Origin of the sequence: Marinilactibacillus psychrotolerans, from assembly GCF_900101525.1 — a bacterium.
Taxonomy (GTDB): Bacteria; Bacillota; Bacilli; order Lactobacillales; family Carnobacteriaceae_A; genus Marinilactibacillus; species Marinilactibacillus psychrotolerans.
In genome coordinates this window covers 66,269-89,117 of record NZ_FMZD01000003.1, presented here as the reverse complement: position 1 = coordinate 89,117, position 22,849 = coordinate 66,269, and the positions used below count along the sequence as shown (strand labels likewise).

20 protein-coding genes are annotated in these 22,849 nt (G+C 34.6%); 16 read left to right on the top strand and 4 right to left on the bottom strand.

Going from position 1 to position 22,849, the window contains the following annotated elements; translation table 11 throughout:
* Positions 1 to 43: 43 nt before the first annotated feature.
* From BLT22_RS02370 to BLT22_RS02360, 3 genes are read right to left on the bottom strand one after another with little or no spacing between them, the layout of a single operon-like run.
* Entirely contained in the window at positions 44 to 1,270 is a 1,227-nt protein-coding gene (locus tag BLT22_RS02370) for a putative glycoside hydrolase (RefSeq protein ID WP_091760275.1), read from the bottom strand.
* Positions 1,270 to 2,154, bottom strand: coding sequence for a polysaccharide deacetylase family protein (locus BLT22_RS02365; RefSeq protein ID WP_091760272.1), 885 nt, complete (start codon positions 2,152 to 2,154; stop codon positions 1,270 to 1,272). The genes BLT22_RS02370 and BLT22_RS02365 overlap by 1 nt, the downstream gene beginning before the upstream one ends.
* A 12-nt stretch (positions 2,155 to 2,166) precedes the next feature.
* On the bottom strand, positions 2,167 to 2,811 hold the full coding sequence (locus BLT22_RS02360) for a YkyA family protein (protein WP_176935284.1): 645 nt from the start codon (positions 2,809 to 2,811) through the stop codon (positions 2,167 to 2,169).
* 228 nt (positions 2,812 to 3,039) lie between these two features.
* Here BLT22_RS02360 and lspA point away from each other — a divergent pair, with 228 nt between their 5' ends.
* The 3 genes from lspA to pyrR are packed head-to-tail and all read left to right on the top strand — an operon-like array spanning position 3,040 to position 5,002.
* Positions 3,040 to 3,516, top strand: a complete 477-nt coding sequence (lspA, locus tag BLT22_RS02355) for a signal peptidase II (protein WP_087059532.1) — start codon at positions 3,040 to 3,042, stop codon at positions 3,514 to 3,516.
* Positions 3,516 to 4,421, top strand: a complete 906-nt coding sequence (locus BLT22_RS02350) for an RluA family pseudouridine synthase (protein WP_091760265.1) — start codon at positions 3,516 to 3,518, stop codon at positions 4,419 to 4,421. Before lspA ends, BLT22_RS02350 begins: the two co-directional genes overlap by 1 nt.
* 29 nt (positions 4,422 to 4,450) lie before the next feature.
* On the top strand, positions 4,451 to 5,002 hold the full coding sequence (gene pyrR, locus BLT22_RS02345; RefSeq protein WP_091760262.1) for a bifunctional pyr operon transcriptional regulator/uracil phosphoribosyltransferase PyrR: 552 nt from the start codon (positions 4,451 to 4,453) through the stop codon (positions 5,000 to 5,002).
* Positions 5,003 to 5,078: 76 nt separating this feature from the next.
* Here pyrR and BLT22_RS02340 read toward each other — a convergent pair whose 3' ends face one another.
* The gene (locus tag BLT22_RS02340; RefSeq protein WP_091760258.1) at positions 5,079 to 6,779 is read right to left on the bottom strand and encodes an NFACT RNA binding domain-containing protein; all 1,701 of its coding nucleotides are present in this window, start codon (positions 6,777 to 6,779) and stop codon (positions 5,079 to 5,081) included.
* Between the two features lie 168 nt (positions 6,780 to 6,947).
* Between BLT22_RS02340 and BLT22_RS02335 the strand changes: the two genes are divergently transcribed.
* The 13 genes from BLT22_RS02335 to BLT22_RS02275 all read left to right on the top strand — a co-directional run bounded on the left by BLT22_RS02335 (position 6,948) and on the right by BLT22_RS02275 (position 22,832).
* Positions 6,948 to 7,397 carry a MarR family winged helix-turn-helix transcriptional regulator gene (locus tag BLT22_RS02335; protein ID WP_091760255.1) on the top strand — a complete coding sequence of 150 codons (450 nt, stop codon included), beginning with the start codon at positions 6,948 to 6,950 and terminating at the stop codon, positions 7,395 to 7,397.
* 30 nt (positions 7,398 to 7,427) lie between these two features.
* Entirely contained in the window at positions 7,428 to 8,024 is a 597-nt protein-coding gene (locus BLT22_RS02330) for an ECF transporter S component (protein ID WP_091760252.1), read from the top strand.
* Positions 8,025 to 8,153: 129 nt separating this feature from the next.
* Positions 8,154 to 9,293 carry a zinc-dependent alcohol dehydrogenase gene (locus BLT22_RS02325; RefSeq protein WP_091760249.1) on the top strand — a complete coding sequence of 380 codons (1,140 nt, stop codon included), beginning with the start codon at positions 8,154 to 8,156 and terminating at the stop codon, positions 9,291 to 9,293.
* A gap of 159 nt (positions 9,294 to 9,452) precedes the next feature.
* Complete coding sequence (locus BLT22_RS02320; protein WP_091760245.1) at positions 9,453 to 10,154, top strand: YrrS family protein; 702 nt, start codon at positions 9,453 to 9,455, stop codon at positions 10,152 to 10,154.
* Between the two features lie 159 nt (positions 10,155 to 10,313).
* On the top strand, positions 10,314 to 11,591 hold the full coding sequence (locus BLT22_RS02315; RefSeq protein ID WP_091760242.1) for a YcjF family protein: 1,278 nt from the start codon (positions 10,314 to 10,316) through the stop codon (positions 11,589 to 11,591).
* A gap of 378 nt (positions 11,592 to 11,969) precedes the next feature.
* Entirely contained in the window at positions 11,970 to 12,281 is a 312-nt protein-coding gene (locus BLT22_RS02310) for a PTS sugar transporter subunit IIB (RefSeq protein ID WP_087059514.1), read from the top strand.
* A 29-nt stretch (positions 12,282 to 12,310) separates the two neighbouring features.
* Positions 12,311 to 13,609, top strand: coding sequence for a PTS cellobiose transporter subunit IIC (gene celB, locus BLT22_RS02305; RefSeq protein WP_091760239.1), 1,299 nt, complete (start codon positions 12,311 to 12,313; stop codon positions 13,607 to 13,609).
* Positions 13,610 to 13,692: 83 nt separating this feature from the next.
* Positions 13,693 to 14,001, top strand: a complete 309-nt coding sequence (locus BLT22_RS02300; protein WP_212745561.1) for a PTS sugar transporter subunit IIA — start codon at positions 13,693 to 13,695, stop codon at positions 13,999 to 14,001.
* Positions 14,002 to 14,014: 13 nt separating this feature from the next.
* Complete coding sequence (gene gmuD, locus BLT22_RS02295) at positions 14,015 to 15,400, top strand: glycoside hydrolase family 1 protein (protein ID WP_087059512.1); 1,386 nt, start codon at positions 14,015 to 14,017, stop codon at positions 15,398 to 15,400.
* A gap of 101 nt (positions 15,401 to 15,501) precedes the next feature.
* On the top strand, positions 15,502 to 17,448 hold the full coding sequence (locus BLT22_RS02290) for a BglG family transcription antiterminator (protein ID WP_176935282.1): 1,947 nt from the start codon (positions 15,502 to 15,504) through the stop codon (positions 17,446 to 17,448).
* 162 nt (positions 17,449 to 17,610) lie between these two features.
* A complete protein-coding gene (gene rnc, locus BLT22_RS02285) occupies positions 17,611 to 18,309 on the top strand; it encodes a ribonuclease III (protein WP_091760233.1) in 699 nt (232 codons plus the stop codon).
* A gap of 58 nt (positions 18,310 to 18,367) precedes the next feature.
* On the top strand, positions 18,368 to 21,931 hold the full coding sequence (gene smc / locus BLT22_RS02280) for a chromosome segregation protein SMC (RefSeq protein ID WP_091760230.1): 3,564 nt from the start codon (positions 18,368 to 18,370) through the stop codon (positions 21,929 to 21,931).
* A gap of 88 nt (positions 21,932 to 22,019) precedes the next feature.
* Positions 22,020 to 22,832, top strand: a complete 813-nt coding sequence (locus BLT22_RS02275; RefSeq protein ID WP_236048770.1) for a Cof-type HAD-IIB family hydrolase — start codon at positions 22,020 to 22,022, stop codon at positions 22,830 to 22,832.
* Positions 22,833 to 22,849 lie beyond the last annotated feature (17 nt).

Here is a 22,849-nt window from a genome sequence, read left to right as displayed (position 1 = left end):
TTAAGATATTAATCTTCTTAAGCTCTGCCTTTTAATTTTCTACTTAATCAAAACTGTATTGAGCACCTTCAGAATATACATTTCCGGCATTCCACAACAGAAATTCATTTACTCCATGTTCATTTAATGCACGAATTTGTTCTTGAACTTCTTCAGCGCCATATTGTTTGTAATAGCCAGAACCTAGATAAGAAGCAGTGAAATCCTGCAACCAGGGTCTGGATACTGGAGCTTTCTCACCAAGTTGTTCAAAGATAGCATTTTCATGTTCCATATATTTGTCAACAACACTGTATGGCTCCAAGTCAGGTCGATCAATGCCTAAAGATCCGACTCCCCAGTGGCTTGGATAAATCATGGAGGATATTACATCTACATTTTCTGAGATACGAGAAAAGTTTTGTCCAATTCCTGGTGTTTCTTCAAGCGTAGCAGCATAACCAAATATATCGACTGAAACATCAACATCATAAGCTTGCAATTCTTGTTTCGCATAGGCAACAAAGTCCGTTACTGCTTCGACACGTTGTTTTGTATTGTTCAAATCACTGTCTGCATACTCTCCACGAGAGTAATTTAATTCTTCATCCCTGTTTTCAAAGCCTTCTGGAAAACGAACATAGTCAAACTGGATATCTTTAAATCCGAGTTTTGCAGCTTGTCTTGCAACTTCTACATTGTAGTCCCAAACTTCTTTTTCATATGGATTAACAAAACTTTCCTTGCGTCCGTTTTTCCATACTTCACCGTCTTTTGTAAAAGACAGGTCAGGACGGTCAGTTGCCAGTTTAGTATCTTTGAATACAACAATTCGTGCAATAGGGTAGATATCATTTTCTTGCATCGTATTCATGAACTTTTCAGGATCTACTACATCCTGAGTAGATGAATTGATCAATTCATTATCTGAATCAAGCGGCATCATCATATTGCCATGATCGTCTTTTACATCGACAACCATTGAATTCAGTTCTGTTTCATTTACCATTTTTACTAAACTATCCAATTTTGAGCCGCCCGCAGAATAACCTGTTACAAATATTCCTTTAACTCCATCTTCTGGATAAGCAATATCAACGCCACTATCATATTTAAATTGGCTTGGGAATTCTTCAGGAATAGATAAAATTGGTTCTTTTGAAAGTGTTAAAAATTTAGTTGAAGCGTCTTCAGTTTGTTTAGCATTTTCATCTGCTAGTACTGGAGTCGATAAGGAGACTAAAGCAATTAAGGTAGCAGCTCCTAAAGTAATTTTCTTTTTCCAATTCATTATTGTGAATCCTCACTTTCATTATCTACTGATTTGATAAGGGCAGGGTCTATAATTTCATAATCTTTCTCTCGTAGGCCTTTTACGATATTCGGGGTGGCTTCCATTGTCCATTCGCGGTCATGCATTAATAAATTAGAACCGGGGACTAACAATTCAGTATTTAACATGATATCAGTAAGTGCCTCAGCATCTTGATATTCTGCGTTCCAGTCATAACCATAAGTCCAATTCATTAACTCCATGCCTTGCTCGTGAGCTAGCTCAGTTGAGTAGTCAGTATTTGAACCAAAAGGTGCTCTGAAAAAGCGAGGTCTTTCCCCAGTAGCTTCTTCAACTAAATCGCTAGTTTTGACTATTTCGTCATATTGTTCTTCTTGGCTGATATCAGGGAGACTAGCGTGTGTTTGGCTATGATTGCCGATTTCAAATCCCATGTCATGAATCTTTTTGATTGTTTCTTTTCCTTCATCATCTTCTAAGTACATTCCATTGACAAAGAAAATGGCTCTTGCATCGAGATCAACTAGTGATTCGGCGATCTCAAGAGCGTGCTTATCTGGGGCGTCGTCATATGTAAGTAATGCGACTTGTTTGTTTGCATCTGTATCTTCAATTGGTTTAATGTACGCATAGTTATCAGTATTGACCTGATATTGGAATTCAACTTTTTCTTCTTCCTCAGAAACTTCAGGCTCTTCTTCCGATATTTCTTCTTTTGATTCAGGGTTTGTTTCGTTCTTTTCTGTTTCGGGTTCATTTTCTTTAGTTTCCGAATCCACAGCTGCTTGTTCGTTTTCTGAAGTATCTGTATCTTCATTACTTCCACAAGCAGTTAAGAGTAGGACAGAAGTGAACAAAAAAGCATATTTTGTTTTTTTCATGAATTATTCTCCTTATTCGTTTTCATTAAGTGCTGTTTCAATCATTTCTTGTGCTTCTGTAATTTGAGTATCTAAAGAAACTAATGTTTCATCTAAAGTAACTAGGTCCTCTTGCATGGCTGACTGTTGCTCATTTACTGTACTAATACCTTCAGAGAAAGTATCATACGTTGCTTTTTCACCAGCAATAGACGTAAAATAATCCTTTTGTGAGGTAAGGGAAGCATCGTACTCTTTGGTAAACTCTTGAAGCTGTGATGAAAATTCGTCAATTATACTATTTAATCCATCTAGTTCTTCACCTGATAAACTTTCACCTTCATAAGAAGCTAAAGTTTCTTCCTGTTCTTCAAATTGTTTATCTAAATTCTTTATGGATTCCAAGTGTTCTCTTCTTGATTCGATGTTTTCAAAAACAGGAGCAGAACCATCTGCAAATGTACTTAGCTCTTCATCAGATTTAAGTGTTTCATCAAATGAAGTTTGCAGCTCCGCCTCTTCATCAGTTAGTGCATTTAATTCTGTGATAATGTCATCATGAATTTGATCAATTTCACTGACTGATGACTGCATCTCCTTTATGTTTTCTCCATCACAGCTTGCTAATAGAAACGTCGAGAGACCAAGGCTCGCTAAAACATATTTTTTCTTTATCATTTCAAAGATCTCCTTTAAATAAAATAATACAATTTTATTCATTTATAATAGTGTTACCAAAAGAGTATAACAAAAATATACAGTAGTTAAAAAGGAAAAGAATAATAATTTAATAAAACTACTCATATGATTTAAATGTATTATAAAATGAAAATGTTTATAAGTATGTTTTTCACTATGAAAATAAGGTACAATTAAAAGGTATATTATTTAAGAAAAGAGGCCAACATGATTATTTATTATATTATTGCAGCGATTTTTATCTGTATTGATCAGCTGGTGAAATACCTAACCGTTCAAAATATACCGTTACAGAAAACCGTTGAAGTCGTTCCGGATGTATTATCACTCACTTACTATCAAAATACTGGTGCAGCTTGGAGTATTTTAGAAGGACAAATGTGGTTTTTTTATATTGTTACATTAATTGTTATTGGTGTGATTATATATTACCTGCATACTCATGGACGTCAAAGTAAGCTGTTTTCTACAGCATTATCACTCTTGCTGGCAGGTGCAGTGGGTAATTTAATTGACAGATTGTTCCACCAGTTTGTAGTAGACATGTTCAAATTAGAGTTTATTCAATTTCCAATTTTTAACGTTGCCGACTCAGCATTAACAATAGGAGTCGCTCTTATGATTATCTATTTGATTATTGATGAAGTTAAACTTTACAAACAAAAGAAAGCAGTTGATAAGTAATGCAAGATCATTATTCATTCACCAACGAAGGTTTAAATGAGCGTATTGATAAATTTATAACAGATAAAATAACAGATGCTTCTCGTTCACAAATTCAAAGCTGGATCAAAGCAGGGCTTGTCACCGTTAATGACTCTTCCGTTAAAGCAAATTATAAGTTGCAACCTGAAGATAAAATTGAAATTACTATACCTGAACCGGAAGTTATAGATGCTAAACCTGAAGATATCAATATTGAAATCATTTATGAGGATCAAGATGTCGTGGTTGTCAATAAACCTCAAGGCATGGTTGTTCATCCATCTATCGGTCATAGTTCTGGAACATTGGTAAATGCTTTGTTGTATCATACAAAAGATTTATCTGGAATTAATGGAAAAATCCGTCCTGGAATTGTCCATAGAATTGATAAAGATACATCTGGTCTATTAATGGTCGCAAAAAATGATGTAGCTCACGAAAAATTGTCTGAGCAATTAAAAGACAAAAAAGCCCAGAGAGAATATATAGCCTTAGTTCATGGTCTGATTCATCATGACAAAGGGACAATTGATGCTCCAATCGGAAGAGATTCTGGCAACAGAAAAAAGTATGCAGTCGTAGATAACGGGAAACCGTCTGTAACACATTTTGAAGTCATTGAACGATTTAATAAGTTCACTCTAATAAAATTAATTCTTGAAACAGGCAGAACGCATCAAATTAGAGTTCATATGAATTATATAGAGCATCCTTTAGCAGGAGATCCTATCTATGGGCCTAGAAAAACAATTAAAGGAAATGGACAGTTTTTACATGCGGAAACATTAGGCTTCACACATCCTACCACTGGAAAAGAAATGAAGTTCTCTTCTGCAATACCGGAAATTTTCAAAGAAACACTCGAGATTCTAAGAAAACAATAATACCTAATTTATCAAGGAGGTTATCTAGATTGGCTACAACCGTTACTGTATTAGATGAAATTGCTATACAAAGAGCTTTAACTCGGATTTCTTATGAAATCATCGAACGAAACAAAGGGATTGATCATTTAATTTTGGCAGGCATTAAAACCCGCGGTATACACATTGCTAATCGCATTGCAGAACGTATCGAACAAATTGAAGGAAAGATGATTCCAGTTGGAGAACTGGATATCACTTTATATCGAGATGATCGTCATTTTCCTGATGAAGTTGGCAATCCAGAAGTTAAAGGACAAAAATTTTCTGTTCCAGTAGAAAATAAAGTTGTTATATTAGTTGATGACGTTATCTTTACTGGCCGCACAATTAGAGCAGCAATGGATGCTGTAATTGACCTTGGAAGACCTAAAAAAATCCTAGTAGCTTCCCTAATCGATAGAGGACACCGCGAAATTCCAATCAAAGCTGACTTTATAGGGAAAAACATTCCTACCTCAATGAAAGAACAGGTTAAAGTATCTGTTGTAGAAGTAGACAATAAAAATGCAGTAGAAATCATTAAGCTTGAAGAAATCTAAAATAAAAAAGCATGCCTATATTCAACTTATGTACTGTAAAAGTAATAAGTTAAAATAGGCATGCTTTATATTAGGGTTACTCTTTTTTTAAGTTGTTTATTAATTCTTCTTTTGGTGTTACGTAGTAAGTTGTTTGACCTTCATAAATAACAAAACCAGGTTTAGCTCCATTGGGTTTTCGGATGTGTTTAACTTGAACAGCATCAACAGGTACTGAAGCTGATAATCGATACTTACTGAAGTAGGCAGCAATTGCTGCAGCTTCTTCCAATGTTTGTTCAGAAGGATGATCGCTCCTTATAATCACATGTGATCCTGGAATATCTTTGGTATGAAGCCACCAATCAGTTTTACGGGCAGTTTTCATAGTTAATTCATCATTTTGCAGGTTATTTTTTCCTACCAATATCAAAGTGCCATCTGAAGATAGATATTGATCCGCCTTTGATGACTGACGTTTTTTACCTTTTTGTGGCTTGCGTTTTTTCTTTATATATCCGCCGGCTTGTAACTCTTCTCTGATCTCTTCAATATCTCTGGGAGAAGCTACTTCCATCTGAGTCATCACTGACTCAAGATAATGAATTTCTGCTTTTGTACTATTTATCTGACCTTCAAGATGCTTGATAGCATTTTTCAATTTTTGATAACGAGAAAAATATGCTTGAGCATTCTTAGAAGGTGATTTTCTAGGATCTAGCTCAATTACAATTGTTTCATTCTCTTCATAAAAATTATCCAAAGTAATAGACTTCATACCTTGTTCAATCTCATGAAGGTAAGCAGTCAAAACTTCTCCCTTAATACGATATTGATCTGCTTTTTGAGTTTGTTTCCATTCTTTTTCAAGCTTAATCAATTTTTTCTCATTTCGTTCCGTTTCATTTTTTACTAAACCAAATAGATCATTGGCTTGTTGTTGAACTCGATCTCGCTCAGATTTATTCCCATAGAAACGATCTGCACAAGCACTAAGCGTTTTAAATTTGATTTGTTCTCCCACAAGTGAATCATATTTAACAGCTGTAAAATATTCTTTATTTTTGACTTTTGTCAAAGTAGGCGTTAAATTTTGCTTTTTATAGGGCTCCATAAATTTCTGGAAAACTAGGGCAGGCGCATCGTCCGGATGTGTTTCTATTTGATACGCTAATTCTTCTGCAGAATCTTTACCAAAGCCTTGGAAAGTTTGCTGTATCCATTTCACTTTTTCATTAGTTGACAATGACGATACTGGTAATGGTTTATCAAAGTGGAAAGGGTCGTGCTTATCTTGGGTTGGTGCTTGTCTATATTGGGCACCCGGAACTAAAGTACGGTAGGTATTTTGGCTTGATGAGATGTGCCGGATTGTTTCAAGGATTTTTTCTTCTTGCTTTTTAACCAGTAAAATATTACTGTGTCTACCCATAATCTCAACAATCAGTACAAGATTTTCTATATCTCCCAATTCATTACGACTATTAAATGAAAATTCAACCACGCGATCATTTTCCAGTTGTTTGATATCCTCTAAAATTGCTCCATCCAGATATTTTCTCATTACCATACAAAATTGTGGTGGAGAAGTTGGATTTTCAAAAGGAATTTCGGTTATCTGCATACGCGCATATTGAGGATGAGCAGATAATAATAGTTGTACATTTTTCCTATTAGAACGAATTTTAAAGATAATTTCGTTATCGTAAGGCTGCTGAATCTTAGTGACTCGTCCACCTACGAGTGTTTCTTTCAATTCTGTTATCATTGCATGTGTAAATAATCCATCAAATGACATTTTTCTGTCTCCTTTCAAATGAGACTCCTTAATATTATAGCATTTTTGCGAATATAGTACCATCCGAGGGACATAAAAAGCGTTGCCCAATTTGTTAAACAATGGTATAGTTGACTAATACAAATAGTTATTTTCGTTATGAAATTATTTTAGAAAGCGAGCGATGACATGCCACAATCAGTTGACACAAATGAAATTTTACTTAAACTAGCAGACTTGCAGTCACTCTATAAAGTCATGACCCAAAATCTTCTTCAAGATTATAATTTATCTGCTTCTGCTTTGAATCTAATTGAAATTTTAGGTGAAGAACAAGCTACTCTAAAATCTATTACTGAACAGAGTCAATTAGATAAATCGACCATTAGCAGACAGATGAATACATTAGTAAGAAACGGTTTAGTTGTTAAGACGACTGGCGCTGACAAACGTTATGCTTATTTTACTTTATCAGAAAATGCTAAATCAAAATTTCAAAAATATAACACAGCTGCCCAAAAAACATTTTCAGATATACTAGCTGGATGGACCGAAGAAGAAAAACAATTACTTTCAGTATTAATAGGTAGATTAAATAGAAGTTTAACAAACGGACTTTCTGGGATTCAATCATTATAATAATTTTCATATTGAGAAAAGAGGAATTATATGTCTTTAGGTAGAAAAAAATCTAATCCTTATCGTTTAGCAATTTTAGGAATATTAACAGCCATTATATTAATACAAAACTTTGTTCCTTTTTTAGGCAACATCCCAATACCACCACTTAATCCAACCATCATTCATATTACTGTGATTGTGGCAACACTGACTTTGGGAACAAAAGACGGAATGATCATAGGCGCTGTTTGGGGTATTACCCGAATGGTTAGAGCTTACACTGTACCAGCAACGCCTCTTGATTGGTGGCTATGGACTAATCCTATTATAGCTTTATTGCCTCGTATCCTAATTGGGTTAATGACAGGATGGAGTTATCAGTTTTTTAAAAAATTCTGGCCTGATAAAGAGAAAATCTCTATGTCAGTATCTGCCGTAATCGGTTCCTTCACAAATACAGTGTTAGTACTGTTCTTTATTTACATCTTTTACGGTGACAGATATGCTCAGGCTATAGAGGTCGATTTAAGTAACTTGGCAGGAGTTCTTCTAGTTATAGTTGGAACAAGTGGTGTTGCAGAAGCCGTTGTGGCTGCTGTTGTTGCACCGTTAATCACTACACCTCTTAAAAAAATCAAACATTAAGCTTTTTTTAAAGTCTCTTAAGATAAATTCTTAAGAGACTTTTTTAACAAATACAAGCATTTTATTTCCTATTCCATTTGAATCGTGCTAAATTTGTTTTGTAGAAAGCATATGAAAGGGGTAAATAAAATGAGAGCAGTAACATTTCAAGGAAAAGAGAAGATGCAAGTAACAACCGTTCCAGATCCTATTATCGAGGAACCTACGGATGCTATTATTAAAGTTACTTCCACTGCTATTTGTGGTTCTGACTTACATTTGTATCACAATGGGAATCTAGTATTAAATGACGATTATGTGGTAGGGCATGAACCAATGGGGATTGTTGAAGAAGTCGGGCCTGACGTAAAGCATCTTAAAGTCGGAGATAGAGTAGTTGTTTCTTTTAATGTAAGTTGCGGGCATTGTGAATTCTGTAAAAATGATATGGAAAGTCAGTGTGATGAGTCAAATAAAAATCCGGAAGTGGATTATGGTGGCTTATTTGGTTTCGGAAAATTAAATGGAGATTACCCTGGTGGACAAGCAGAATTTATGCGGGTTGCACATGCTGATCATTCTGTTTTTAAAGTTCCTGATAATGAGCTTCCTGATGAAAAAGTCTTATTCTTATCTGATATCGTTCCAACAGCTTGGTGGAGTGTAGAACATGCAGGTGTTAAGCCTGGGGATACGGTCATTGTACTTGGCTCAGGACCTGTTGGATTATTTGCTCAAAGGTTTGCTAAAATGAAAGGCGCAAAACGAGTGATTGCTGTAGATAGTGTTAAGCATCGCTTAGAGTATTCAGCAAAAAACATTGGAATTGAAACATTGAATTTTGAAGAAGTAGATATTCCAGGTATGGCGCTCTTGGACATGACACATGGTGGCGCAGATGTTGTTATCGATTGCGTGGGTATGGATGGAAAAGAACGAAAAATTGAAAAAGTGACAAATCTAATTTCTCCTCAAAAAGGGACAACGAGACCTATAGAGATGGCAAGTGCAGCCGTTAAAAAATTTGGAACAATTATGTTAACCGGTGTTTACTTAACTCCTGCAACGACTTTTCCAATCAACCATATTTTTGCAAGAAATGTAACTTTAAAAACCGGCCAAGCCTCTGTACCCCATTTAATGCCGAAACTATATGAGAAAATCAGAAATAATGATTTTGATCCTACTGATATTATTACGCATACAATGCCACTAGAAGAGGCTGCTAAGGGTTATGATATTTTTGATAAAAAAGAAGACAATAACATAAAAGTTGTTCTTAAACCCTAATTACAGATTAAGTCTGCACGCTTTCCGTTCATTTTTATTGCAGAGAGCGTGTTTTTTGTTGTTTAGTTGTTATACGATATACTCAATATTGAAATCTTGGTGTGCTAAACTACGCTAATAATAAAAAGAAGAGCATTATTATAAAGGAGACAAGCTTTCATGAAAAGAAATCATTCTAAACAATCCCGTTCTGAAAAAAAACCTTCTGAAAATAAATTCGATAAAATTTATTATGTTGTAATTGCTATTCTTGTCTTTATTTTATTAGCATTACTGACCTATGTTTTTATTATCCGTGATAATGATTCAAATCAGATTTCGAATAATATATCCCCTAACACAGAGCTGAACTCAAAGCCAGAACAGAATACCTCAAAAGAGAATGTACAAACTCCAACTGAAGATGCTCAAAAAGAATCTGAAGATGCAATTCAAGAGGAAACTAGTGAAGCAGATAGTGAAGACCCAGAAGCAGAGGAGTCTCCTACTGAAGAAAAAAATGATTCTGAAGTAAGTAATGTTGAAGAAGCTGAATCTGATGATCCACTTGTTGAGAGAGCTTATACTGGTAAATGGACCCCGATCGGTACTGAACAATCTGGAGAACATGTTACAAATTTTAATGAAGGATCTCAAGATCGTGTTGAAATCAATCAAGCTGTTACTTCAGTTACTGGGTTAGATTCAGGTAATATTATCGAATGGTGGATTGCCGGGGACGGTCCTAACCGAGTAGAAGCAACGGTTTCAAATGAAAATAAAACTGAAGTATATAGAGTGTATCTACAGTTTATCAAAGAAAAAGGATGGCAACCAACTCGAGTAGAAGAATTATCAAAAGTTCCTGATGAATATCAGTAACAACAAGTACTATCCTTAATGTGAGCATTCTTGCCTATTTTATGAAACGGGCAGAATGCTTTTTTCGCTATTCATGCTAACTGAGAATCTAGATTCTTCCTTTTTGGTAAATATTCATGTTAAACTATTTGTAATCATGTTAACAATAGGAGGCAATTTATGAATTTATCAGGCGATAAGCTTAATGTGATTCAAGAAATACTAGATAAAACTGAAAAAGAAGTTGAGAATATGGCGCCTGTCAATATCCTTATTGCAGGTAAAACCGGAGTGGGGAAAAGTACGTTAATTAATAATATTTTCAGAGAAAAATTAGCGGATACCGGTATTGGGAAACCCGTTACAACACACTTAAGAAAAATATCTAAACAAAATATTCCAATTGTTCTTTACGATACTAGAGGATTAGAATTAGAACAATCTATTCAAGAGCAGGTAAAACAAGAAGTTTTTGATTTAATAAAGAAAAATAAAAACAGCCAAGAATCAATACATGTTGTTTACTATTGTATTCAAGCTACCTCATCACGTATTGAAGATATGGAACTAGAATTAATCACAGATATTGCGGATAAAATTCCTGTTATACTCGTATTAACTCAAGCTATCGGTAAACCAGCTGAAGAATTTAAAAAATATTTAGAAGATATGAACCTTCCAGTAGCAGCTATTCAAACTATCATGTCAGAACCCTATGAAATCTCTGATGATTACGTTATACCTGCATTTGGATTAAAAGAGTTAGTTGCTAAATCGCTCCAACTCATTCCAAAGGATGTACAGAAAGCTTTTACGAACGCCCAGCAGGCAGATATCGAGAAAAAAGCAAAAGATGCTAGACGCTGGGCCACTAGATATGTAGCAACTAGCTTTGGTGTTGGATTTATTCCGATTCCTTTTTCTGACGCCTCAGTGTTAGTGCCGATGCAAATAACATTGCTTGCTCATATAACAGCTATATTCGGTATTTCCTTAGATAAATCTACGATTGTCTCCATTGTAGCAGCTGTTGGCGGAACTAGCTCGGCTACTTTATTAGGTAAAACATTAGTGGCGAATGCATTCAAGTTCATTCCGGGGGCTGGAACTATCGTTGGCGGTATCATCAGTGGCACTACTGCATCAATTGTGACGAGCGCTTTGGCCATCAGTTATATTGAAGTCTTAAGCGTTATTACCGTCAAAGAAAAAGCTGGTGAATCAATTGATTTATCGCTAATTGAAAATCTTATGCGCAAACAATTCAAAAGAAATATTAAATTAAACCACAACGAAATGAATCATAAAGAATTAGAATTTGAAAAAGGTTCTGAATTAGAAACGGCCTTAAGTGAATATGAGTTTCAAGAAAGTAAGCATAATCAGTCTTTACCTTTTTACAAAAAGATTATTCCTACCATAAAGAAAACGATTGAGAAGCGTCAAAATAAGCGGTAGGATTCATTATTTATTTTTCCCCATTCCATACTAATGGTAGTTCAACAGCTCATTTCAAACTCATTCTCTGATTGAATCATTATAGGACTACTTTAGCTATTACTGAATATTTAAAAGCAGCTTTCATTGAGCATTTGAAACTATCCTAATCAATTGCTTCATCTAATAGTTATTATTTCCATCAGAGAATCAAACGTCAGAAATCCAAAAATTATGGATTGTTTTTTGGATTTCTGATGTTTTTCACTTTCGAAATTTTATAAAATCATTGAGAACATACATAAAACTTCCACTTCATAACGGAAATTAACCACATGGATATGTAAGCGTTGTTAATTTATGATATGACTATAGAAAGAAAAGAAAGGAGGGAATAATATGAAAAAGATTTTACTCGCTTGCTCATCTGGTATGTCAACTAGTTTGTTGGTAACAAAAATGGAGGAAGAAGCAGCAAAACGTGGTGAAGAAGTTGAAATCTGGGCTGTAGCTCAAGATAAAGCGGAAACAGATATGGAAAAAGCTGACGTTTTATTGATTGGTCCACAAATGCGTTTCATGAAAAAGAAATTTGCAGTTACTGCTGAAAAAGTTGGAATACCGTTAGATGTAATTGATCCTGTAGCATACGGTAGAGTGGACGGAGTCGCTGTACTCGATAAAGCTATATCGTTAATCGAACAAAATTAATAGGATTATTTAGCTCAAGGAGGAAAAAAATGAATAAATTTATGAGCGTACTAGAGGATATCTTACTTCCAATTGCGGATAAGTTAAATAATAATCGCTATTTAACAGCTTTACGTAATGGTTTTATGGTAGCGTTACCTCTCATTATTTTTGGTTCAATATTTGTAGTTATTGCAAACTTTCCATTTTTAGATCAGGTGTTAAGTCCTGAAGCTTTCGAGGCATATAAAGCAGCACTAGATCCTGCATCAGCTGCTACATTAAGTATTATGGGATTATTTGTTATTATTGGTATCGGTTATAAAATGGTGGAACAACGTGGTGGAGAAGCCATTTATGGTGGAGTAGTAGCGTTATCTTCTTTCTTAGTTTTGACACCTCAGATTCTAGAAGACACTACAGGTGTAATTCCCACTAGTGCATTAGGTGCTCAAGGAATGTTTTTAGGCATATTTACAGCATTTATTTCTGCAGAATTATATCACTTTTTTGTTAGAAAAAATTTAACCATAAAAATGCCTGCTGGAGTACCAGATGCAGTATCAAGATCATTTAGCGCATTAATTCCGATTACTTTAACTCTGACAGCATTTTTAGTCATTAGAATTTTGTTTAGCTTTACATCATTTGAAACAGTTCAGAACTTTATATATACTTTAATCCAACAACCACTTACAGCATTAGGTAGTGGACTTCCTGCTACAATTATTGCTGTACTACTGATTCAAGTATTCTGGTTCTTTGGACTTCATGGACAAATCATTATCAACTCTGTTTTCGATCCAATATGGTATTCTTTAAACGACCAGAACCTAGCAGCTTTTAAAGCTGGTGAAGAACTACCAAATATCGTAACAAAACAATTTATTGATACATTTATAGTAGGTATCGGTGGGTCTGGTATGACATTAGCTGTTATCATTGCTATTTTTGTAGTAACGAAAAGTAGACAACTACGAGAACTTGGTAACTTAGGTGGACCAGCAGGGATATTCAATGTTAATGAACCGATTATCTTTGGACTTCCAATTATAATGAATCCACTAATTCTTATCCCTTGGCTATTAGCTCCAGTTGTGGTAGCTATTGTAACTTATTTTGCAATGGATATCGGATTTGCACCTAAGCCAGCAGGATTAATTGTTCCTTGGACAACTCCAGCTTTATTAAGTGGATACTTGGCTACGGGAAATAAAATTATGGGTGCGGTGATGCAATTAATTAATATAGGAATTGTATTTGTTATCTGGTTGCCATTCTTGAAATTATTAGACAACCAATATTACGGTGAAGAACAAAAAGCTCAAGAAGCTCAAAAAGCTGAATAAATTAACTAACAATAGAAAATTGCATAAAGGGAATCGAATGTCTTTGAACATTCGCTTTCCTTTTAGTTTTTATGGAGGATTATATGATGGATACAATGACTGAGGTTGCGTTCCAAATTATCTTATTTGCAGGTAATGGAAAATCAAGTGCAATGGAAGCTATTCACGAAGCAAAAGATGGTAACTTTGAAGAAGCAGATAACAAATTAAAAGAGGCAAGTGAAGAACTAGGAAAAGCTCATCAACATCAGACTAAACTACTTCAAAATGAAGCTAGAGGAGAAGAACAACCACTGAATATTATTCTTGTTCATTCTCAGGATCATTTAATGACGGCTATGACAGTTCGAGATCTAGCAGTTGAATTAGTTGAAATATATAGAACAAGATAAGGAGGAAATGCAAATGTCATTAGACTATCAATTTCCAGAGAATTTCTGGTGGGGCAGCGCAGCTTCCGCAACTCAGACTGAGGGTGGAGAGAATGGACCGAAAGGTAAAAATATTTGGGATAAATGGTATGAGAGCGAACCAAATCGTTTCTTCGAAAATATAGGTCCTGAGGTTACATCTGATTTTTATAACCGTTTCAAAGAAGATATTGCGAATATGAAAAAAATTCATCATAATAGTTTTAGATTATCAATATCTTGGGCTAGATTAATTCCTGGTGGAAGAGGAGACGTTAATCCCGAAGCAGTCGATTTTTATTCTAAAGTGTTTGATGAATTAATTAGAAATGATATAGAACCTTTCGTAACCTTATATCACTTTGACATGCCTTTAGAATTACAAGAAATCGGTGGATGGGAAAACCGTGAAGTTACTGAAGCTTATGCTGATTATGCAGAAAAAGCATTCGAATTATTTGGAGATCGCGTAAAAAAATGGTTTACTTTTAATGAACCTGTAGTTCCTGTAGAGGGAGGTTATTTATACGATTTTCACTATCCAAATATTGTTGACGCAAAGAAAGCTATTCAAGTAGGTTATAATACGATGGTTGCCCATGCCAAAGCAGTTAAACTTTATCATGAAAATTATGATGGTAAAATTGGAATTGTTCTTAATTTGACGCCATCATATCCTAGAAGCCAAAATCCTGCTGACTTAAAAGCTTCTCACATTTGTGACTTATTCTTTAATAGAAGTTTCCTTGACCCAGCAGTTAAAGGAGAATATCCGCAAGATTTGATCGACTTACTTGCTGAATATAATCAGCTTCCAGCAACAAAACCAGAAGATAAAGCGTTACTTAAAGAGAATTTAGTAGACTTACTTGGAGTCAATTATTATCAACCTAGGAGAGTAAAAGCAAGAGATTCCCAACCGAATCCCGATAGCCCTTTTATGCCGGACTGGTTCTTTGATAATTATGAAATGCCTGGTAGAAAAATGAATCCTTATCGTGGATGGGAAATCTACGAAAAAGGCATTTACGACATCATGATTAATTTAAAAGAAAACTATGGTAATATTGAATCCTTTATTTCCGAGAACGGTATGGGTGTTCAAAATGAAGAACGATTCTTAGTTGATGGTCGCATTGAAGATGATTACCGTATTGATTTTATAAAAGATCACCTAAAATGGCTGCATAAATCCATTCAAGAAGGGTGTAATGTTAAAGGTTATCATTTATGGACGTTTATGGATAACTGGTCTTGGATGAATGCCTACAAAAATCGTTATGGATTCTATTCAGTTGACCTCAAAACTCAACAAAGAACTGCTAAAAAAAGTGCTTCATGGTTTGCAGAAGCCTCAGAGAAAAACGGTTTTAACGATTAGAATTGAACAATTTGAGACATAAGCGTAGTGATAACGAATTACTGCGCTTTTGCCTTGTGTTCTTTTTATACTGATAGAAAATCTGGAAAGGAGGGATGCTAATGATAAATAGGAAAGTTAAAATTCTAACTATCTTATCTTCTGCTACTGATCCCATTACGAGCACACAATTAGCAGCAATTACTGAGGTTTCTTCCAGAACAATCCGAGAAGACATTAAAGAGTTAAATACAGATCTAAAAAGCAATGGGGCCCTAATAGAAGCATTAAAGGGCAAGGGATTTATACTCACTGTTCTTAACGAACCTTTATTTACCAATTATTTAGAAAAAATTGATCAGTCATTAGAACAAATCAGCAGTAATCCAGATACCCCGAATGAACGGATTGATTATTTATTAAATCTTTTTTTGAAAGAAAGTAAACCTGTGAAACTTGATGATCTCAGTGAAGAGATACATGTTAGTCGTTCTACAATTCAAGCAGATCTAAAAACAGTTAAACAACTACTTGAACCTTATTCACTAAAACTAGTCAGCCGACCAAATTATGGTATCCGCTTAAAAGGGACTGAATTAAATCGCCGTTTTGCTATGTCAGAATTTTTATTCAATCAACAAAAATCAGGACCTAATCTAATTCATATGCAGAATGTCAGTTCAATTGCGGGGATCAATGAACCTATTTTAAATAGTATGTGGTCTATTCTACTTGATCAAATCAATCAGAATGATATTGTACTTTCCGATGTAGCTTTAAATAATCTGTTTGTACATATTGTTATTGCATATAAAAGGATCAAAGAAGGCTATAGTGTAAATCTTATTGAAAAAGATTTATCAGATATTCAAACCCAAAAAGAATATACAGTTGCTAAAAAAATCGTTCAACAAATTGAACAATCACTACATGTTACTTTTCCTGAAATTGAAATCGCTTATATAGCAATTCACTTGCTTGGAACAAAGCTAATTGGTGAATCAAATAATACAAAATCTCAATATGAACAAGTTATTGATCCAATGATTCAAAAATTAATTGATCAAATACTTTTACAGTTGAAAAAAGAATTAAATCTACCACTTTTAGATGACCAAGAGCTAATCATGAGTTTAGCTTTACATTTAAAACCAGCAATTAACCGCTATAAATTTAATATGAACATTCGCAATCCTATGCTAGAAGATATTAAAGCACATTATCCTCTTGCATTTGAAGCAGGTATTATCGCAGCACTTGAGATCAAAAAAACTTTATCTGTGGAAATTGATGAAAATGAGGTAGCTTATATCGCTTTACACATCGGTGCAGCAATGGAAAGAGAAAAAGAAGCGCATTTTTTAAAAAAATGTTATATCGTTTGTGCCTCAGGAGTGGGTAGTTCTAAACTAATTCAATATAAAGTCACTTCGGAATTCCGCTCGGAAATAGAAGTGGTCGGCACAACAGAACTATATAGAATCAACGAGATTCCTTATAATAACATTGATTTTATTATAAGTGCTGTTCCAATCAAAGAAATACTTCCAGTTCCCGTTATTGAAGTTAATACAATTTTAAGTCGGTATGATCTTTCTAGGATTGAACAATTCATAGGCGGGAATAACTCAGATCCTATTACATTTATTAATAAAGAACATACTTTTTTAAATCAGTCTTTAAAGACTAAAGAAGAGGTTTTTGAATTTTTAATTGATCAATTAACACCGTTTCATGATTTGCCGGAAGACTACCAGCTTTTACTTGAAAAAAGAGAAGAAATTGCACCAACATCCTATGGAAATAATGTGGCCATTCCACATCCGATTACACCACAAACCAAAAAAACATTTTTAACTTTCTGTACATTGGATCAACCAATTCTCTGGGGAGAAAGGAAAGTCCAATTTATATGTCTTTTGAACGTTGAAAAAGATAGCCAAGAAGACTTACAATTGTTGTACGATATTTTAGGAAAAATTGTAAATACGCCTGCCATTGTATCGAAATTACTACACTGTTCAGACTATGATGAATTTATTTCAATCATTCAATCTGTAAAAAATTAATATCATTTTAAACTATAGAAAGATACTTTTAGCGAAGTATCTTTTTTCGCGCTTTTTATGAAAATAACGTTACATCCGCTCCACAAATGGATTGTATATTTATTTTTAAATTTTTTTCAAGTATAATATAGTTATATAATCGATTGAAAGGGGTGTAAATGTTTGAGTGAACAACTTTTTGAGCATGTAAAGAAAAATTTTGGCATTACATTTCATGATAATGAGTTATTGATTGAAGCCTTTACTCATTCATCCTATGCGAATGATCACCGAGAGTTAACTTTGAAAAATTTAGAACGGTTAGAATTTTTGGGAGATGCCGTGTTAGAATTAACCGTTTCTGAATATCTATACAAAAAGTTTCCAGAATTACCTGAAGGACAATTAACTCGCATGCGTGCTGCTATTGTTAGGGCAGAAAGTCTTGCCAATTTAGCTAAAGAATGTGAGTTAGCCCAGTTTCTTCGTCTAGGGAAAGGGGAAGAGCTAATGAATGGCCGTAAAAGACCCTCACTGTTATGTGATGTTTTTGAAGCTTTCGTAGGGGCTATCTTTTTGGATCAGGGAATGGAAACTGTAATGGATTTTCTAAACCGGATTTTATTTCCTAAAATAGATTCTGGTGCTTTCTCGCATGGGATGGATCATAAAACAGCTTTACAGGAGCTATTACAGAAGAATGGTGTCGTAACAATAGAGTATCAGGTCATAAAAGAAATCGGACCAGATCATGATCGGAAATTCGTTGTAGAAGTATTTGTAGAAGGAGATTCATTAGGTACTGGAAAAGGTCGTTCTAAAAAAGGCGCTGAACAAGAAGCTGCTAGAGTTGCCTTACAGACATTAGAAAAAAATAGTTAGATGAAGCGAAAGAATTTTGTGTTTATCGCTTATACGTTAGCAAGGAGAGAAAACGTCTGTGCAATTAAAGAGGCTAGAATTAAAAGGATTTAAGTCGTTTGCTGACAAAACGACGCTAGAATTCAATGATGGTGTGACAGCTGTTGTGGGTCCAAATGGTAGTGGAAAAAGTAATATAATCGAAGCCATCCGTTGGGTAATGGGCGAGCAATCTGCAAAAAATCTTCGTGGCGGTCGAATGCATGATATTATATTTTCTGGTACGGATTCAAGAAAATCAGTAAACATTGCGGAAGTCACCTTGGTTTTAGATAATCAAGATGGCTTTCTTCCTGTTGACTTCGAAGAAGTCAGCGTAACCCGTCGAATTAATCGTAATGGGGAAAGCGACTATTTCATGAATAAGCAATCTTGTCGTTTGAAAGATATTGTAGACCTTTTTATGGACTCTGGATTAGGAAAAGAATCTTTTTCTATTATATCTCAAGGACAAGTAGAGGCAATCTTTAATAGTAAAGCTGAAGATAGACGGTCTATTTTTGAAGAAGCTGCGGGTGTTTTTAAGTATAAGATGAGAAAGCAAAGCGCAGAACGGAAACTCGAGGATACTCAGGACAATCTTGATAGAGTCCAAGATATTCTTTACGAATTAGATGCACAAGTAGAACCATTGAGAATACAAAGTGATTTAGCAAAATCTTATTTAGAACAAAAAGAAGAGTTAACTGGAATTGATATTAGTTTCACAGTAATGAAAATTCAGCAACTTCAGCAAACAGTTGAAAAAAATCAAGAGAAACTGTCTGTTGTTACTGTTGATCTTACTGAACTGACGCAATCCATTGACCAGGATAATCATAGTCTGCAAAATTATAAATTTGATCATCTAAAACTTGAACAACAGCGGGAAGAAATACAAAACCAGTTATTGCAGATTGTACAATCAATTGAACGAACTGAATCAGCTTTAACACTTTATGCGGAAAAAGAGAAACATAAAGAAGCCTTTGTAACAGAAAAAAAGGCTTCAATCAAAAGATTAGATGAGCAAAAAGCGACCATCACTGCAAAACTAGACAGTGTGTTGACCAAATTAAAAAATCTATCTGAAAAAGAAAGCTATTTAAATAGCCAGATTAAAGAAAAACAAGCACAAAAAGATCGTTTAGAAGGTAATAGAGAAGAAGCTATTGAAAATCTGCGGACTACTTATATTGATTTAATGCAAGAACAAACTACTTTAAAAAATGAACAAACGTATTTGGAACGGCAGTTACAACAACAGGCCATTTCAAAAGAAAAGGTATCAAGAAATTCAGTTAAAACGAACCAAGAGTTGCAAGAACTTGAAAAACAAGTTTCAGCTAAAGCAGAACTTCATTCCAAATTAAAAAAAGAAGTCGATGATTTATTGGTTTCTTTTCAATCGACGAAAGAACAGTTGAATGAGCTGACTCATTCAATTGACAATAAAGAAGTTCGTCTAAATCAATCTCAAAGCAAATTACAGCAAGCTCTTGCAAAGAGAACAACTTTACTTGAGATGCAGGAGAATTATGCGGGCTATTTTGCAGGTGTAAAAGCAGTAATGAAACAAAAAGCAACATTAACCGGTATTGTTGGGACTGTTGCCGATCTGATTGAAGTACCAAAATCATACGTAGAAGCAATCGATACCGTTTTATCTTCTTCAAGTCAATTCATTGTAGTAGAAGATGAAAAATCCGGTCGAGAAGCAATTCAACATCTAAAAACAACACGCTCTGGTAGAGCAACTTTCTTACCGCTTACTACAATTAAATCTCGTTTGATCAGATCAGATATCAAAGAAGCTGCCCAAAGAATCCCTGGATTTATTGGGGTAGCAAGTGAATTAATTCATTTTAATGAACGGGTAGCAAACATTTTGGAGAACTTATTAGGCAATACAATTGTTGCAGAGTCATTAGAAGCTGCGAATGCAATAGCTCGGACAGTGAATTATCGTTACCGAGTTGTCAGTCTTCAAGGTGATATGATGAATGCTGGAGGATCAATGACTGGTGGAGGCGGAAAAAGGTCTTCAAATTCTCATCTTTTTTCTCAAAAAAAAGAGCTCAAAGATTTGAATATTTTTATTGATGAAGCTGAAAAAACTGTCGATCTTCGAAGAAAAGAACTTTCTAAAGAAAAAGATACTTTAACCTCTCTAAGTAACACGCTCGAAGAGATTCGAACTAACGGAGAAGAGAAACGAGTAGAAGAAAAACAGCTTCAGAATGAACTCAATTCCGTTGAGGAGAAACGTACTCGTCTCAGTAGAGAACAGCAAGCATTATCCTATGAATCTAGCCAAGTAGAAAAAGAATATTCTTCCAGTCAAAAGCGGTTAGAAGAAATTAGTAGTGAGAAACAACTAATTGAAGAACAAATGGATAAGCAGAAAAAAGAAATGACTGAACTATCTGCTGAAAAAGAAGATATAGAATCTCAAAAAATTCTAATCCAAACAGAATTAGAAAGTCTGATAAAGAATTTGCAATCTGTTAATGAGCAGCAGGCAGCTGTAAAAGCTGAAGTAACTCATTTTAAAAATCAAAAAACTCAAATTGAAGAAAATATTACTTTATTACATGCTGACCTTACAGCTTATGAAGCTGGAGAACATTTTGGTTCTAAAGAGGAACTACAACAGCAATTACTCGATTACAAGCAAAAGAACAAACAGCTAAGAGAAAAAGAAACCACTTTAAAATCTAATATACAAGAGATTGAAGCATTGCAGACTCAAGTTGAGGACCGTTTAATTGCTAAACAAGCTGATAAGCAAAAGCTTAGTGATTTAAAAGCGAAAATCGAAATTGAATCTTCACGTGCCGATGTATCGTTAGATCATTTATTAGCTTATTTATCAGAAGAATACGGAATGAGTTTTGAAGAAGCCAAACTAGAAGCGCCCATGGAATTGTCCGAAGAAGAAGCTCAGAAAAAAGTTAAATTATTAAAAAAGGGAATTGAAGAATTGGGGCCCGTGAATATTGGGGCAATCGAAGAATATAAAAAAGTATTTGAACGGTTTACATTTTTAAGCGATCAGCAACAAGATTTGCTTGAAGCTAAAGCAAAACTTTACGACACAATGGATCAGATGGACACAGAAGTCGCTAAACGATTTAAAGAAACTTTTGATCAAATTAAAGAACAGTTTACGCTTGTTTTCCCTCGTATGTTTGGCGGGGGAAAGGCAGAATTACGCTTAACCGATCCGCAAAACCTTTTAACCTCTGGTGTTGAAATTGTTGCTCAACCACCTGGGAAAAATCTACAATCCTTAAGTCTTTTATCTGGAGGAGAAAGAGCCTTAACTGCTATTTCATTATTATTCGCCATTATTCAAGTCCGTCCCATTCCGTTCTGTATATTAGATGAAGCAGAAGCTGCACTGGATGAAGCCAATGTATCAAGGTTTGGTAAATATCTACAGAATTTTTCAATGAATACTCAATTTATTGTCATTACGCATAGAAAAGGTACCATGGAAGAAGCCGATAGCTTGTATGGCGTTACAATGAGGGAAAAGGGTGTTTCAAAATTAGTATCTGTACGATTGAAAGATGTAGAAGAAATAGAAGGTATTTCTTAATCTAATAGAATACCAGCTATTCTTTCAAATATATTCTATCAGTACGTAAAAATATCTTAGGAGAATTAATCAATTAGGAGCGTGTAGAGTGGGAATTAAGTTAGTAGCACTAGACCTAGACGGAACTTTACTAAATAAAGAAAAAGAAGTTTCAAAAGAAAATAGACAAGCAATCCAAAGAGCAAAAGAAGCAGGTGTGAAAGTCGTATTATGTACAGGAAGACCTTTAAAAGCAATTCTTCATATTCTTGAAGCTTGTAACTTACTCGAAGAGGGCGATTTAGGCATTACCTATAATGGTGGATTGATCCAGTGGACACAAACGGGAGAAAGTCTAAGTCAAATCACTATGAGTAAAGAAGAGGTTTTAGAAATCTACGAATTGAGTAAAGAATTAGATGTTCCATGTAACTTTATTGACTTAAATACAGTATATGAACCTGCTTATCCCAAAGGAAAAAATTCTTTATATCCAACCATCATGGATATACTCGCTTTTAAGCCGATTAATACAGCTTCTCTTCCAGACTCTACTGCTATGAATAAGCTAATATTCTGCTGGCATGAATATGAATTGGATGAAGCAATCAGAAAAATCCCTGATGAGTTCCATGAAAGATATACAATTATGAAATCCAGACCCAACTTGCTTGAAATATTACCAAAAACTGTCGATAAAGGTAAAGGATTAGCATTATTAGCAAAGGAATTAAAATTAGATGTTAGCGAAATCATGGCAATTGGTGATCAAGAAAACGACCTAGCTATGATCCAGTACGCAGGTATTGGAGTTGCGATGGAAAATGCTACAGAAGAAGTGAAACAACATGCAGATCTTGTTACGAAGTCGAATGTCGACCATGGTGTTGCTTATGCTATTGAACAATATGTGTTAAACTGATTTAAATAGCATTTGAC

Bases quoted from the DNA above. Each gene is read 5' to 3' on its own strand.
- BLT22_RS02370 (WP_091760275.1), bottom strand. From the start codon at position 1,270: ATGAATTGGAAAAAGAAAATTACTTTAGGAGCTGCTACCTTAATTGCT.
- BLT22_RS02365 (WP_091760272.1), bottom strand. From the start codon at position 2,154: ATGAAAAAAACAAAATATGCTTTTTTGTTCACTTCTGTCCTACTCTTA.
- BLT22_RS02360 (WP_176935284.1), bottom strand. From the start codon at position 2,811: ATGATAAAGAAAAAATATGTTTTAGCGAGCCTTGGTCTCTCGACGTTT.
- lspA (WP_087059532.1), top strand. From the start codon at position 3,040: ATGATTATTTATTATATTATTGCAGCGATTTTTATCTGTATTGATCAG.
- BLT22_RS02350 (WP_091760265.1), top strand. From the start codon at position 3,516: ATGCAAGATCATTATTCATTCACCAACGAAGGTTTAAATGAGCGTATT.
- BLT22_RS02340 (WP_091760258.1), bottom strand. From the start codon at position 6,779: ATGTCATTTGATGGATTATTTACACATGCAATGATAACAGAATTGAAA.
- BLT22_RS02335 (WP_091760255.1), top strand. From the start codon at position 6,948: ATGCCACAATCAGTTGACACAAATGAAATTTTACTTAAACTAGCAGAC.
- BLT22_RS02330 (WP_091760252.1), top strand. From the start codon at position 7,428: ATGTCTTTAGGTAGAAAAAAATCTAATCCTTATCGTTTAGCAATTTTA.
- BLT22_RS02325 (WP_091760249.1), top strand. From the start codon at position 8,154: ATGAGAGCAGTAACATTTCAAGGAAAAGAGAAGATGCAAGTAACAACC.
- BLT22_RS02320 (WP_091760245.1), top strand. From the start codon at position 9,453: ATGAAAAGAAATCATTCTAAACAATCCCGTTCTGAAAAAAAACCTTCT.
- BLT22_RS02315 (WP_091760242.1), top strand. From the start codon at position 10,314: ATGAATTTATCAGGCGATAAGCTTAATGTGATTCAAGAAATACTAGAT.
- BLT22_RS02310 (WP_087059514.1), top strand. From the start codon at position 11,970: ATGAAAAAGATTTTACTCGCTTGCTCATCTGGTATGTCAACTAGTTTG.
- celB (WP_091760239.1), top strand. From the start codon at position 12,311: ATGAATAAATTTATGAGCGTACTAGAGGATATCTTACTTCCAATTGCG.
- BLT22_RS02300 (WP_212745561.1), top strand. From the start codon at position 13,693: ATGATGGATACAATGACTGAGGTTGCGTTCCAAATTATCTTATTTGCA.
- gmuD (WP_087059512.1), top strand. From the start codon at position 14,015: ATGTCATTAGACTATCAATTTCCAGAGAATTTCTGGTGGGGCAGCGCA.
- BLT22_RS02290 (WP_176935282.1), top strand. From the start codon at position 15,502: ATGATAAATAGGAAAGTTAAAATTCTAACTATCTTATCTTCTGCTACT.